Below are 13,442 nucleotides of genomic sequence, written 5' to 3'. Positions count from 1 at the left end.
TGTTGACGTTGCGCAGGAATTCCGCGAGCCAGGCGATGGCGCCGTCATGGCCCAGTGCCGCACCGCCGTCCCATGTGCGCGCGCCCAGCGCGTTGCCCTGGCCATCGACGGCGCTGAAGCGCGGCGCGCTGTAGATGCCCTCGACCTGGCCGCGCATGACCAGTTCCAGCGCATCGCCCTGCAATGCGAAGGCGCTGAACTTGATGCTCGACGAGCCCGCATTCAAGACGAGGATGAGGCCGGCCATGGGTTCACTCCGCGACCTTGGCGCTTTCGCGCCGCGCCTTGGCCACCAGCGTGGCCACGGCGCACGAGGCCAGCCGCGTCATCACCGAATCGGCGCGGCTCGTGAGAATGATGGGCACGCGCGCACCGAGCACGATGCCCGCCGCATCGGCACCGGCCAGGAAGGACAGGCTCTTGGCCAGCATATTGCCGGCCTCCAGGTCGGGCACCAGCAGCACGTTGGCGCGGCCCGCCACCGGCGAGTCGATCTTCTTGATCCTGGCGGCTTCCATGTCGATCGCGTTGTCGAGCGCGAGCGGCCCGTCGACCAGCGCCCCGGTGATCTGGTGGCGGTCGACCATCTTGCAGAGCGCCGCCGCTTCGATGGTCGAGGGCACCTTGGGGTTGACGGTCTCCATGGCCGAGAGAATGGCCACCCGCACCTCGTCGACGCGCAGCGCATGCGCCAGGTCGATCGCGTTCTGCAGGATGTGCATCTTGTCTTCGAGCGTGGGGGCGATGTTGACCGCCGCGTCGGTGATGATGAGCGCCTGCTCGTGGCCCGGCACATCCATCACGAAGCAGTGGCTGATGCGCCGCGCCGTGCGCAGGCCCGTCTCGCGTGCGACCACCGCGGACATCAGCTCGTCGGTGTGCAGGCTGCCTTTCATCAGCGCCTCGGCCTTGCCTTCGCGCACGAGCGCCACGGCGGCCGTGGCGGAGGCTTCGCTGTAGGGCGCGTCGACGATCCGCACCTGGCCGAGGTCGAGGTCGTTCTCCTTGGCGGTGGCTTCGATGCGCGCCTTGGGGCCGACCAGGATGGGGTCGATCAGCCCCAGCTCCGCGGCCTGCAGCGCCCCTTCAAGCGAACTGCGGTCGCAGGGGTGGGCCACGGCCGTGGGGGTGGGCGGCAGGGTCTTGCAAAAGTCGATCAGACGCTGGTACTTGTCGTGCTTGGTGTCCATCTCGGGTTCCCTCTGATTCGGCGGGATGGCGGTTCAGCGGGCAGCGGCGCGCGAGCGGGCGGGCTTGCTTGCGGCAGCTTTGGGCTTCGCCTTGGCCGGCGCAGCCTTGGCCGCCCGGCGTGCAGGCTTGGGCAGCTTGGCCGCCGTGCCCTCCAGCACCTCGTGGAGGTGATCGAACATGCCGCGCTGTTCGGCCGTCGGCCCGGAGTCGAGCACGCGCGGGTCGGTGGCCAGCTTGCTCAGCAGCGTGAGCAGGCGGTCGCGGTCGTCCGGGTCGGAGAGCAACAGGGGCAAGGTGGCCACGGCCTGCTCGGGCTCGCGGTTCACGATGATGTCTTGCACGCCGCGCAGGCGCGCCCACTCGTGGGCCGTGAGTTCAGGCAGGTAGTCGGCGTAGGTATCGACCAGCTCCTTGCGCATCTCCAGCCGCGAGAGCGGGAGCGTCTTGCCGCTGCGGCGCAGCAGACTCGCCACCCGCGCCAGCGCCTCGACGTAGCCGCCATCCGCGATGGCAGCCAGTGCCGTCTGCGCGTGCCCATCATCGGCCTGAGCCGGCGGCGGCTTGCCCTCGTACATCGGCAGCAGGTTGGCATAGATGGAGAAGAAGCCGGCTTCGGTGCCCGCGTCGCGCAGGGCACGGTAGTGGTCGAGCCCCGCGCTGATGAGCTCGGCCCCGCGGCGCTCGGCGCGGCGCATCGGGCTGTCTTCGGGCAGCGCCTTGCGGTTGGCGCGCACCGCCTCGGCGGCAGGCGCCACCCAGGCCATCGCGGGGTTGAGCCGCGAGAAGGCCCAGTTCTGGAATCGCAGCGGGTGGAACTCGCGCAGCAGCCTGGCCGTGTACTCGTTGGAGAAGGCCTGCACGTAGGGCTGGGCAAACAGCTCGTAGGCACGCTGGTTGAGCTCGGACAAGGCGGCCACCGCCTCGAACGGCTTCTCGTCGGCACGCTGAAAGCGGTTGAGGCGCTCGGCGATGTCTTCGAGCTTGTGCTCGTGGAACTCGACCTCGTACGACGGCTCGCCCTTCCCGTCTTTCGCCGGGGTTTCGCTGATCGTCATGCCGTACAGGCCGGGCGGCAGCATCTCGATGGACTTGAGCACCGACACGATCTGCTTGTGTTCCTTCTTGGCCACCTTGCCGGAGACGAAGATGCCCAGGTGGCCGATGCTCTCGTGCCGCAGGCCCACGATGACCTGGCCGCGCGCCTTGATCTCGTCGGTGCTGCGGTAGACGTCGACCACCCAGTTGAAGGCCTGCTGCGGCGGCGTGATGTTGTCGCCCATGCTGGCGAACAAGACGATGGGCGCCTTGATGGCGCGCAGGTCGAGCGCCTCGCCGTCGAAGGACTTGACCTCACCCGACCACAGCTTGTTGCCGACGAAGAGGTTGCGGGTGATCCACTCGATCTCTTCGCGGTTCATCAGATAGAAGCCGCCCCACCAGCGCTCGAACTCCAGGAAGCGCGGCGGCTCGGTGTCGGCTTGGTCGTAGAGGTGGTAGTACTTGTCCCACAGGCTGTTGGCCGGGTTCAGGTTCTCGAAGTTCTGCACCAGGTGCGCGCCGTCGAAACGCCCGTTGCCGAGATCGGCAGCGAATGACGCCAGCCACGAGCCACCGAGCAACCCGCCGGCGTAGCGCATCGGGTTGTCGCCCTCGCCTTCGCTCCAGGCGCCGCTCCAGTACGACATGGGCGCGCCGTTGATGACGATGGGCCCGGTGTCGTCGGGGTCGGAGGCGGCCAGCATCATCGCGGCCCAGCCGCCCTGGCAGTTGCCGATCAGCGCCGGCTTGGCGCTCTTGGGGTGCAGGGCCCGCACCGCCTTCACGAAGCGCTGTTCGGCCTGGCACACGTCGAGCAGCGTCTGGCCGGGCTCGGGGTCGCGGAAGAAGATGACGAAGTAGACCGGGTGGCCGGCGCGCAGCGCCACGCCCACCTGGGAGTCGTCCTTGAAGCCGCCGATGCCCGGGCCATGGCCGGCGCGCGGGTCGATGATGATGTAAGGCCGGCGCCGGGCATCGACCTCCACGCCCTCGGGCGGAATGATCCGCAGCAAGGCGTAGTTGACCGGCCGCTCGAACTGGCGGCCGTCGAGCACGGTCTCGTACTTGAAATGCAGCACGGGCTTGAGCCCGTCGGCCGTGTTGTCGAGGAAGTTGTTGCCGCGGTTCCAGAGCGCTTCGAGGAAGAGCACACCGCGCTGGGCGGCATCGACGGCATAGTTGATCGCGTTGAGCGGGTTGGCTGCTGCGGCCAGCTTCGCGGCCGCTTCTTCGGGTGCGTCGCCATTCAGCGCCGCACCGACGCGTGCCTTCAGCTTCTCATTCGCTGTGCCGGCGCGCTTTTGCAGCACCCTGGCCACCTTGGTACCGACGGCATGGCTGCGCGCCAGGCGCTCTCCTGGGTTCATAGGGGTACCTCCCGTTGACAGTGGTACTGAATCTATGTGCCCGGCGCGCGGCGTGCCCCCTCCGGTGAGGAGGGGATGGCCTTGATCTGCGCCACAGGGGCCCCGTCTTGTGCCCGTGCGCTGTTGCTGCTGGGCGGGCTGGCGAAGCTGCCGCCGAGCGCGAGGTGCAGGCCCACGCGCTGGCTCAGTTGCTCGCTGCGCACGCGCAACAGCAGGATCTGCGCTTCGTACAGGTTCAGCTGCTGCTGCTCGACGGAGCGCAGGTCTTGCCGGCCGACCTTGTAGCTCGATTGGGCCAGGTCGTAGGCCTGCGTTCTGTCATCGACCAGCGCGCTGAGAAGCTTCTCGCGTTCGGCCAGCATGCGGCCGGCCGAGAGCGCGTTCTCCACATCGCCGATGGCCCGCAGCGCCAGACGCGCGTACTGCGCCACGGCTTCCTGTTGTTGTGCCGTGCGGCCAGCGACCTGGGCGTCGGTCTGGCCGTTGATGTCGATCGGCGCGACGATCTTGGCGCCCACGCCGGCCGAGGGGTTCTCGTAGTCCTGCTTGAGTTGCAGGATGTCGCTGTCGAGGTAGCCCACGTTGCCGGTGAGGCGCAGGCTCGGCAAGGAAGCGGTCTTGGCCTGCCCCACGCGGTTGAACGCGGCCGCGACGCGGCGCTCGGCAGCGATGAGGTCGGGCCGGCGCTCCAGCATCTGCAGCGGCAGGCCGGCCGGCACGGGGCCGGGCAGCGCGGGCAGGTTCTCGCGGGCCTGCAACTCGGCGGAGGGATAGCGCCCGAGCAGCAGCTCCAGTGCGCGGCGCGCGGACTCGTGTGCGAAGCGCGCCTGCGCAACCACGTCGCGCTGGTAGTTGAGGTTGGCGTTGGCCAGCGCCACGTCTTGCGCATTGCCCGCGCCCACACGCAGGCGGTCGCCGGCCAGGCCGTACAGCTGCTCGCCCGAGCCCAGCATCTGTTCGGCGAGCTTTTGCTCCAGGCGCGTCTGCGCCACCGTGAACCAGGCCTTGGCCGTGGTGGCGGCCAGCGACTGGCGAGCGAACTCCTGGTCGGCCTGGGCGGCCACGAAGGTGTCCGACGCGGCGGCCGTGGCATAGCGCAGCGTGCCCCACAGGTCGAGCTCCCACGAGACGAGCGCGATCACGCCGGTCAGCGCCGAACTCATGTCGCTCATCTTGATGCCGCCCGTGCCCAGCAGCGTGAGCGAGGGCCGCTGGGCCGACTTGGCCAGCGCAAGCTGCGACGAGGCCTGCTCGACGCGCGCTGCGGCCACGCGCAGATCGGGGTTGCGCTGCAGCGCCTCGGTGACCAGCGCGTTGAGTTGCGTGTCGCCGAAGCTGACGAGCCAGTTGTCCTGCACCTCGCCGGCGGCGCCGCCAGCGCGCCAGGGCGAGTTGAGATTCATCTCGCCGAGGGCGTCCTTGCGCACCTCGTCGGGTGCGGGGGGCGGCTGGAGCGCGCAGCCAGCCAGCAGCACGCCCGCGCAGGCGAGCAGGCGGCCGGCGGCGGGTCGACTCAGAGAGCGGCGCACCGACGGCGTCACCTCAGCGGCGCCCGGCCGCCCGAAGCCGCTGACGGCCCCCTCGGGGGGCAGGAGCGAAGCGACGTGGGGGTCAGTCATCTCAGTGCAACTTGAGGATCAGCCAGTCGAGCTTGGTCGACACGCGCAGGAACACCTTGCGGATGATGTGCAGGAACTCGGCGTAATCGGTGTAGACCGCGCCCTGGCCGAGCGCACCTGCCGCCAGAAAGATGTCGGGGTCGGTCGGGTAGAGACGCACCGCCAGTTTCCCCGGCGGCATCGGCGGCATGTTGGGCAGGTTGCCGCCAATGGGCAGCTGGCCGCCAGCGGTGGCCCAGATCACCGAGTCGACCTTGCATTTGATGATGCGGCCTGGGTACATGCGCATGGCGATCTCGGCCTCTTGATCGGGGCCGACCTCGCGCACCTCGTTCTGGGCGTACAGCGCGATCACCCATTGGGCGTCTTCGACGAAGCTCATCACCGGCAGCATCGGCAGCGCGGCGGCCACCTGACCGGGGCGCAGCTGCAGGTTGATGACGCGGCCGTTGGCCGGTGCGTAGACGGTGGTCTGGTCGAGCTCCCATTGCGCGTCGGCGAGCTGGGCCTCGTACTGCGCGATCTCAGCCTTGGTGCGGGCCACTTCGTCCTGTTCGCCATCCTTGGTGCGCGCCATGCTCTTCACGCGGGCCTGTTCCACCGAGGCGTCGATGGCGGTGATCTGCCCGCTCAGTTCGGCCACCTCGGCCTGGGCCGCTTCGAGGTCGAAGCGCGTGCCAGCGCCGGTGCGCACGAGTTCTTGGTACTGCACGACGCGCTTGCGTGCCAGGTCGAGCTTCGAGCTGACCGCCGTCTTCTTGCTGCTGGCCTCTTTGACCTGCTCTTCGTAGCTGCGCTGGTTGGCCTTGGAGCCGATCAGCTTGGCACGCGACTGATCGACCATGGCCTTGGCCGCCGCCACCTTGATCTGGAACGGCTGAGGGTCGATGCGAAACAGCACGTCGCCCTTCTTGACGGGGCGGTTGGGCTCCACGGGCACTTCGATCACGCGGCCGGTGACGCGCGGCACCACCTGCACCACGTAGTTGATCACCCGCACGTCGGTACTGGAGGGCGCGGCAATGTTCAGGAACAGCACCACGATCGTCAGCAGGATGATCGGGATGGTGACGGTGATCACCTGGCTGGTGATGTTCCAGGGCAGCAGCTTGTACTTGATGAAGATCAGGTACGCGCCGACCGAGTACAGGATGAGGAAGAGGAGTTCCATGGATCAGCCTTCCTTCCCGACCGGACGCGCCGCCGCGGCGGCTTCGAGCGCGTCGAGGCGCTCGCGCATGGCGCGGATCTCCGCTGGGGAGAGGGGCTGATCGGGCACCACCGGGGGCAGCTCGGCGGGGGTGTCGGCGCCGTGCTTCACCTTGTCGACGCCGTAGGCACCCTTGTAGAGCACCGGCTTGGTCATCGCCCACAGCATCGCCAAGGGCCACAGCAGGCCCCCGAACACCAGGGACAGCAGGCACATGGCCTGAATGGCGCCCGTCTGCGGGTGGTGCTTCTTCTCGGCGATCTTCTCGGGAAGGATGTGAACGATCCAGAAGATGGCGATCCCCACGACAGGTGCGACGACCAGCACCAGCCACGCCGCGCCATTGGCCACTGCGTCGAGCGTCTCGCCCTGGAACAGCGAGGCCTGCGCCAGCGAGGGCATGAGGCCCGCCACCAGCAGCATGGCAGCCGTACGCCACGCCGCTCTGCTTCGAATGTGTTGCACGCCCTCGCCCCTTTTCATCAAACCCCAAGCGCAGGCCCCGTTGCAGAGCGGGCCGCAGTTCATCGACACTCTAGGTGCGCCACTGCGCCTTGCCCCCCTCCGGCAAGGAGGGGGCGATCGCAGCGGGCGGGCGCCCAGAATCGCGCGAAACATCGCCCCTGGAGAACCCGGGGCCAAGCCCCTGCGCAGCTTGCGGGGCATCTGGAGGGCTCGTCATGACACAGCAGGCACCGCAGCAAACCGACACCCTGAGTTCGGCCCTCTCGCCACTGGAGCGGGGCTGCGAAATCGTCTTCGGCCTGCTCATGGTCGTTTCGATCACCGCCGCCGAAGAGATCCGCACGGACGGCCAGGCCGAGGTTCACGCCCTGTTCATCGCCGCCCTGGGCTGCACCGTGGCCTGGGGTCTGATCGACGGAGTCATCTACCTGTTGAACTGCCAGTTCACGCGTTTTCGCAACCGCCGCACGCTGCTCGAACTGCGCGCCACGCCGGCCGAAGACGCCTTCCGCGCGCGAGTGCGCGACGAGGTGCCTCCACTGGTCGGTGAAGCGCTCACACCCGACACCTATGCGCGCCTGCGCGGCCTGGTCGACTCCCACCCGGCCGAACGCGCCCGCTTCTGGTCGCTGCGCGAATGGGGCACCGCGGGCGTGATCACCGTGCTGGTGGCCAGCTCGTCGTTGCCGCTGGTGCTGCCCTTCCTGCTGATGACCGATGCACGCCCGGCGCTGCGCGTGTCGCACCTCATTGCGGTGGTGCTGCTGTTCATCCTCGGCTGGCGCATCGGGCGCTGGTCGGGTGCTTCGGCACCTCTCTCCGGCACGCTGCTCGCGCTGCTCGGCGTGGTACTGGGCGTGACCTGCATCTTGCTCGGGGGCTGAGCCCGGAACTCAGCACACCAAGCCATCGCAGCGATCGGGCGTGTTGCGCGGTCTACCGCGGTGGCGGCTCCGCCACGAGAACAGCGGTGTACGCGGTTCCGTTCGGGCGCTGGAGCATCACCGCAAGCCTTTCGCCCACGCGCTTGCCCTTGGCGAGTGGCGCCAGATCGCCTGCCGTGGCGCCAGGAATGCGCTTTCCATCGAGTTCGAGCACCTCGTCGCCGGCGGCGATTCCCGCCCTGTGAGCCGGCAAGCCGGGTTGAACTTGCGTGACCTTGGCAGTACGTACCGTGGGGTTGAGCCAACCGTCCGCCGTGATGGCGACCGTGACGCCGAACATGCCGCGCTCCGGCTCTGCCCAAGCGGCGCTCGGGCACAAGAGGAACCCTGACTGCATCACCGCGCAGACTGGCGCAAGCCAGCCTCTTGCCATGGTGGCCGCGATCGCCGTTGCGTGCATGCGAGGGCCTAACTGCCGATGTGCAACAGCCCGTCGGGGCCGATGGTCGCGAGTTCGTCGGTGGGGAACCAGCCCTCTACGTTCGGCCCGCCCGCGGCTTCTTCTTCGCCCTGGTAGTAGCCGGCCGCCACCCATGGTCCCCGCATCAGAAGGCGCCCGCGCGACACGCCGTCGTGCGGCAGCTCGCGGCCGTCGTCGCCGACGATCTTCATCTCCACGCCGAAGGCCGGCCGGCCCTGGCGTGGCTGCACGGCCAGTTGCCGGTCGGCGCCGAGCGCCATCTGCCCCGGCTTGAGCGCACAGACGGCGCCGAGCGCGTGGGTGTCGGTCGTGCCCCAGGCATGCAGCACCTGCACCTCGTGGCGCTGCGGCAGAGCGGTGTCGCCCTCGGCCGGCGGGCACAGGGCGCCGTCGATGATCATCCGGCGCAGCCTGCCGAAGCCCAGGCTGCGTGACTGGGCGTGCGAGAGCACGGCCTGCCACACATGCGGCGCAGCGGCCGAGACGGTGACACCTTCGGCCTCGACCAGCCTGAGCAGCGAATCGCCGTCCAGCCAGGGGCCGGGCAGCGCCAGCTTGGCTCCCACCATGCAGGCCACATAGGGCAACCCCCAGGCATTGCCCTGCGACATGGGCACCACCGGCAGCAAGGTGTCGGCCGCCGAGCAGCCGAAGGCGTCGGGCTGGGCGGCGGCATACGCCTGCAGCAGCGTCGAGCGGTGGCTGTACAGCACGCCTTTGGGCACGCCGCCCGGTGCGAGCGTGTAGCACAGCGAGGAGGCGCTGTTCTCGTCGAAGACGGGCCAGTCGAACCGGCTGCCGCCATGGCCGTCGATCAGGTCTTCGTAGCAGAGCAGGTTCTGCAAGCCGGCCGAGGCGATGGGCATGTGCTCGCGGTCGGTCAGGGCCACGAAGGCCGTGATCGTGGTCGCCTTGGCGGCCAGGACCTCCACGATGGGCAGAAAGCTCACGTCGAAGAAGAGGATGCGGTCCTTCGCATGGCGGGCGGTCCAGGCGAGCTGGTCGGTGCCCATGCGCGGGCTGAGCGCGTGCAGCACCGCGCCCGAGCCGCTGACCGCGTAGGCCAGTTCCAGGTGGCGGTGCCCGTTCCATGCCAGCGTGGCCACCCGGTCGGCAATGCCGATGCCCAGCGCACCCAGCGCCGCGGCCAGGCTGCGCGCGCGGCGCGCCAGGTCGCGGTAGGTGCAGCGGTGGGTGTCGCCTTCCACGCGGCGCGAAACGACCTGCTGCTCGCCGTGGTGTCGCTCGGCGTGGGTCAGCAGGCTGGAGATCAACAGAGGCTGCGGCGCGTGGTTGCCGATCATCGGTAGGCCCTCCGCCCGTTGCTGCCGGTGGTTCGTTCCGGCGCAGGGTGTTGACAGAGAGGATAGAAAACCCCGGCGGCGCAGCCCCCTCCTTGGGGCAGGGGAGGCCCGAACCCCGAAGAAGGGGTTGGGGCAACGCCGAACGAATCCCTAGGTCTGCGGCGGCAGCAGGCCGAAGATGCGCGCCCGCGACACCACCTCGCGGCGTGAGCCGGCGTCGAGCTTGGCGAAAAGGTTCTTCACGTGCCACTTGACGGTGGTCTCGCCGGCCTGCATGGCACGCCCGATCTCCTTGTTGGAGAGGTTGTGCGCCAGCAAGGCCAGCACCTCGCGCTCCTTGGCGGTGAGCACGCTCTTGCCGTGCGGGTCGGCAGAGGGCGGGACGGCATTCGCCACCAACGGCCGCGGTGATGAGACCGCCGGCGGCGCGGGGCTGTAGGCGGGTTCCAGGGCGCCCTCTGCGGCGAGGGCCTCGCTCGTCATGGCGGCCAGCTCGGGATGGGCGTCGAGCAACACCCGTGTCAGCCCGTAGGCCCGCGCGAGGTCGATGGCCTCGCGCAGCAGCGGCTGGGCCGGCTGGCCGCAGTGGTCCATGGCCAGCGCCTGCAGGCCCAGGGTCTCGATGTGCAGGCGGCCCATCTTGAAACGCTGGGCGATCCCGTCCGTCTGCCTCAGCAGCGGCAGCGCAGCGGCCCAGTCGCGCGCGGCAATGGCCGCGTAGGCGCGCGCCTGCAGCACCAGGGGGTCGACCGTGCGGTGCCACAGGCTGTCTTCGGCGCGGTCCGGCGCGGCCGCCAGCGCGTCGATGCGCGCACACAGCTCGCGGCAGGTCTGGGCCCGGTAGCGACGGGCGTGCAGCCGCACCTGGTCGGCGAGGCTCGCAATCTGCAGGCGCGGCAGGTCACGCGACTGGCCGACCGCGAGCATGGCGTCGAGCAGTTCGATGGCGCGGTGCTCTGCGCCCTCCCCGATGGCGATGCGCGCCAGGGTCCGGTAGGCCAACAGCAAGGCCTCGGGCAGCCCGATGTGCTCGAGCCGGTCCATGCGATCGGCCAGCACGGCAGCGGCCTCCTCGCCGCAATCGCGCTCCCACAGGGCCGAGGCCAGCAGCGCGGCCAGCATGCAGGCGAACTCGTCGCGGCGCCCCAGTTCGGACTCGACGCTCGCCAACGCCGGCTGAAGCAGCCGCTGCGCCAGCAGGGCCTGCCCCTCCCACAGGTAGCTCAGGGCCACGATGTACAGACCCCAGTGGTCCATGTGGCTGCCGGCCTCGGCCAGCGGGATGCGCCCGCCGTCTTGCTGGCGCAGGCGTGCCAGCGCGGGCTGGCCTTCGAGCAGCGCGAGGTAGGCATGCTGGTTGGCGCGGATCTGCAGCAGGTTGCGGTCGGTGAGCGCCGGGTTCTCGGCGCAGTGCGCGAACAGGTGGGCCAGGCGGTCCGGCTGGTCGCCGAACATCATGGCGCCGCTGCGGATCAGCGCGCACTCGCAGCGCAATGCCTCATCGGCTCCGGCCTGCACGAGCAGCCGCTCAACCAGCGCCTCGGACTCCGCATGCCGCTCGCTCAGGGCCAGCGACCACGCGGCCACCAGCAGCAGCCGGGGGCGCTGTTCGATCTGCGCCGCCGGCAGGCGGCCCAGCCAATCGAGCGCCGTGGCATGGCGCCCGCGCTGAATGAGGTCGTCGTACAGGGTGCGCTCGGCGAGGTCGTAGGCCTCGTCGGTGCGGCCGGCCTCCAGCGCGTGGCGTGCCGCGTCTTCGAGCAAATCGTGCTGTTCGAACCAGGCGGCTGCGCGGGCGTGCAGGCGGATGCGCTCGTCGGCCGGCAACACGGCGAAGCGCTCACGCATGATGCGCCGTGCGGCCGCGTGCATGCGGGTCCATTCGGTGTGTTCGCCAGTCACGAAGATGGGCGTATCGCGGCTCAGGCGCGTGAGCCGCTCCCCCGCATCGGTCCGGCCGACCACGGCGCAGCACAAGGCCGGGCACAGCTGGTCGATCACGGCCATGCGCACCAGGAAGGCGACATCGGCCGCGTCCAGGCGCGACAGCAGCTCGGCGAAATGGCGCTGCAGCTCGCCGCTGCGTGCGATCACGACCGCACCCTCCTGGCCGGTCTCACCAGCCGACATGGGGGACAGCACCAGCTGCAAGCCGAGCGGCCAGCCTTCGGTGAGCTCCTGCACGCGGGCCGCCGCGTCTTTGTCGATGCGCGAGCCGAAGCGGGTTCGCACCAGCTGGAGGGTTTCTTCGAGCCGGAAGCGCAAGACCGACGGCCCGAGGATCACGCACTGGCCGTAGTCGACCAGGTCGTCGACGTCGAGCTGGCAGTCGGCCCGCCCGGCGATCACGATGCGCAGGTTGGGTGGGGCGTTGCGCAGCACGTGAACCAGCGCAGCACGCGACTGCGACGGCAGGCGGTCGGCGTCGTCGACGATGAGCACAAGGTTGAGCGCCGCCTGGGCCAGCTCGCTCAGCCAGACGGTGAAGGCATGGAGCCCCGAGGGCCCCTCCGTCGCAAACAGAGTGGCGCAGAAGCCGGGCCGGCCGGCGCTCGTGCGCACCGCCAGCGCGAGGGCCTGGGCAAAGCGCCGCGGGTGGTCGTCTTCGCGGGCCCGGACCCAGGCGACGCAGTTGCCGCGGGCCAGGTGCTCGAGCCGCCACTGCGCCAGCAGTGTGGTCTTGCCGAAGCCGGCCGGCCCGCGCAGCACGACGAGCGCCTGGTCCTTGACCAGTTCGGCGTCCGAGCGCAAACGCGGGCGCGCCAACAGATGCCGCGGCACACGCGGTGGGATCACATGCAAAAGCAGTTCGTCTTCGGCCTTGGCCGGGCTCTGCGCCCCCAGGATGCTCAATGGACCTCACTCCGACAGATGCACATCGCCCCCCTTGACCGCACCCTCGGATGTGAACTTCCTGGCGGCCGGGAACGGTTAGATCGTAGTGGATGCATCGTCGTTTGCAAATGACGTCCGCATGAAAATAGCGCGGCGTCTCTGACCGCTCAAGCACTTGGACAGAGTCAACCGGCCGGACCCGTGATCGCCTTCAACTGCTCGCGCCATGCTGGGCGAGATCTGCAAGGTGGCGACAAAGGCTTGCTCCAGCCCCTTGGGTGCTGAGTCCGAGGGCGGTCAGGCCGCACCAGCAGACCGGCATGGTGAAAGCGGCGCACACGTGTGTCTCCTGGTTCTCTATGACCAGGGGTGAGAGAAGCGTGGCGCCGCTGCCTCTATACAAAACGCAGGTTCGCTGGCACTTTTCGCATTGACTTGTCGCCACCCGCCAGTGCCTTTCTCGGAATCGGCCAACGGCGATGCTCGATTGGAGACTCCCTGGAACGCGGACTGCTGCGCATTGATCTCTGGAGGCAAACATGAGTCCAAGGCGCCACACTCAATCCAATCGTCGCTCCGCCATTGCAGCCTGCGACCTACCCATGTGGAGAGGAAGCCTTGGGGAAGAAGAGGAGGTCCGATGTGCCTGCTGCGGCTGCGCAACAGATGATCACTATGACACTGGCCGCTGGCATCTTTCGCTCGATGACTTCAAGGCCGCCTTTCCTCGGTGCCTTGGTACTCGGAGGATTCCGCCGAGGCACCTTTGTTTCCTCATCGCGCTTCAGCAGGGGAGCCATTTCCGCGGCTCGACGCATCACCCAAACAATCATGCCGATCGAGCTTGTTGACTGCGAGCGGTTCTTCGACATTCTTGGCTGCGCGCAGTTGCTGAATGCACCTACGCCCGAGCAGTGCATTGAAGATGCAGAGCGTCTCAAATTCCATGTTCAAGCCTGCTATCACCTCAACACGCTGTGACTCTCTCACTGCGGGCCTGCGGCGCCTTGGCCGATCTCATGCCTGTCGGCCCGTCAAACAGGGCCGA

Annotated in this window: 10 protein-coding genes and 1 pseudogene; 2 read left to right on the top strand and 9 right to left on the bottom strand. The window is 68.8% G+C overall.

What is annotated here, in order from left to right; all coding sequences use genetic code 11:
* From VFL64_RS07890 to VFL64_RS07865, 6 genes and pseudogenes are all read right to left on the bottom strand, one after another.
* Window positions 1-247: pseudogene (locus VFL64_RS07890) on the bottom strand (acetate/propionate family kinase); the annotation flags it as partial.
* A 4-nt stretch (window positions 248-251) separates the two neighbouring features.
* Window positions 252-1,190, bottom strand: a complete 939-nt coding sequence (locus tag VFL64_RS07885) for a phosphate acetyltransferase (protein ID WP_489539826.1) — start codon at window positions 1,188-1,190, stop codon at window positions 252-254.
* 33 nt (window positions 1,191-1,223) lie between these two features.
* Complete coding sequence (locus tag VFL64_RS07880; protein ID WP_489539825.1) at window positions 1,224-3,596, bottom strand: DUF3141 domain-containing protein; 2,373 nt, start codon at window positions 3,594-3,596, stop codon at window positions 1,224-1,226.
* A 32-nt stretch (window positions 3,597-3,628) separates the two neighbouring features.
* Window positions 3,629-5,215: an efflux transporter outer membrane subunit gene (locus VFL64_RS07875; protein ID WP_489539824.1), complete on the bottom strand. Its 1,587-nt coding sequence runs from the start codon at window positions 5,213-5,215 to the stop codon at window positions 3,629-3,631.
* A gap of 1 nt (window position 5,216) precedes the next feature.
* A complete protein-coding gene (locus VFL64_RS07870; RefSeq protein ID WP_489539823.1) occupies window positions 5,217-6,386 on the bottom strand; it encodes an HlyD family secretion protein in 1,170 nt (389 codons plus the stop codon).
* Window positions 6,387-6,389: 3 nt separating this feature from the next.
* Window positions 6,390-6,848 (bottom strand): DUF3302 domain-containing protein, encoded by a 459-nt coding sequence (locus VFL64_RS07865; RefSeq protein ID WP_489539822.1) that lies wholly within the window; start codon window positions 6,846-6,848, stop codon window positions 6,390-6,392.
* Window positions 6,849-7,105: 257 nt separating this feature from the next.
* Here VFL64_RS07865 and VFL64_RS07860 point away from each other — a divergent pair, with 257 nt between their 5' ends.
* Window positions 7,106-7,774: a hypothetical protein gene (locus VFL64_RS07860; protein WP_489539821.1), complete on the top strand. Its 669-nt coding sequence runs from the start codon at window positions 7,106-7,108 to the stop codon at window positions 7,772-7,774.
* 52 nt (window positions 7,775-7,826) lie between these two features.
* On the opposite strand, the gene VFL64_RS07855 is transcribed toward VFL64_RS07860, so the two are convergent.
* The 3 genes from VFL64_RS07855 to VFL64_RS07845 form a co-directional block, all read right to left on the bottom strand.
* A complete protein-coding gene (locus VFL64_RS07855; RefSeq protein WP_489539820.1) occupies window positions 7,827-8,114 on the bottom strand; it encodes a PDZ domain-containing protein in 288 nt (95 codons plus the stop codon).
* A gap of 128 nt (window positions 8,115-8,242) precedes the next feature.
* The gene (locus tag VFL64_RS07850) at window positions 8,243-9,559 is read right to left on the bottom strand and encodes an AMP-binding protein (protein WP_489539819.1); all 1,317 of its coding nucleotides are present in this window, start codon (window positions 9,557-9,559) and stop codon (window positions 8,243-8,245) included.
* Window positions 9,560-9,709: 150 nt separating this feature from the next.
* On the bottom strand, window positions 9,710-12,412 hold the full coding sequence (locus VFL64_RS07845; protein WP_489539818.1) for a winged helix-turn-helix domain-containing protein: 2,703 nt from the start codon (window positions 12,410-12,412) through the stop codon (window positions 9,710-9,712).
* A gap of 657 nt (window positions 12,413-13,069) precedes the next feature.
* On the opposite strand from VFL64_RS07845, the gene VFL64_RS07840 reads away from it, so the two are divergent.
* On the top strand, window positions 13,070-13,375 hold the full coding sequence (locus VFL64_RS07840) for a hypothetical protein (protein WP_489539817.1): 306 nt from the start codon (window positions 13,070-13,072) through the stop codon (window positions 13,373-13,375).
* Window positions 13,376-13,442 lie beyond the last annotated feature (67 nt).

It is taken from the genome of Rhizobacter sp., assembly GCF_035702065.1.
Classification (GTDB): Bacteria; Pseudomonadota; Gammaproteobacteria; order Burkholderiales; family Burkholderiaceae_C; genus Rhizobacter.
This window is presented reverse-complemented; position numbering and strand designations above follow the sequence as displayed.

Excerpts from the sequence above, each read along its gene's own strand:
- VFL64_RS07840 (WP_489539817.1), top strand. The coding sequence starts at position 13,070 with ATGACACTGGCCGCTGGCATCTTTCGCTCGATGACTTCAAGGCCGCCT.
- VFL64_RS07885 (WP_489539826.1), bottom strand. The coding sequence starts at position 1,190 with ATGGACACCAAGCACGACAAGTACCAGCGTCTGATCGACTTTTGCAAG.
- VFL64_RS07870 (WP_489539823.1), bottom strand. The coding sequence starts at position 6,386 with ATGGAACTCCTCTTCCTCATCCTGTACTCGGTCGGCGCGTACCTGATC.
- VFL64_RS07855 (WP_489539820.1), bottom strand. The coding sequence starts at position 8,114 with ATGTTCGGCGTCACGGTCGCCATCACGGCGGACGGTTGGCTCAACCCC.
- VFL64_RS07875 (WP_489539824.1), bottom strand. The coding sequence starts at position 5,215 with ATGACTGACCCCCACGTCGCTTCGCTCCTGCCCCCCGAGGGGGCCGTC.
- VFL64_RS07865 (WP_489539822.1), bottom strand. The coding sequence starts at position 6,848 with ATGCTGCTGGTGGCGGGCCTCATGCCCTCGCTGGCGCAGGCCTCGCTG.
- VFL64_RS07850 (WP_489539819.1), bottom strand. The coding sequence starts at position 9,559 with ATGATCGGCAACCACGCGCCGCAGCCTCTGTTGATCTCCAGCCTGCTG.
- VFL64_RS07860 (WP_489539821.1), top strand. The coding sequence starts at position 7,106 with ATGACACAGCAGGCACCGCAGCAAACCGACACCCTGAGTTCGGCCCTC.
- VFL64_RS07880 (WP_489539825.1), bottom strand. The coding sequence starts at position 3,596 with ATGAACCCAGGAGAGCGCCTGGCGCGCAGCCATGCCGTCGGTACCAAG.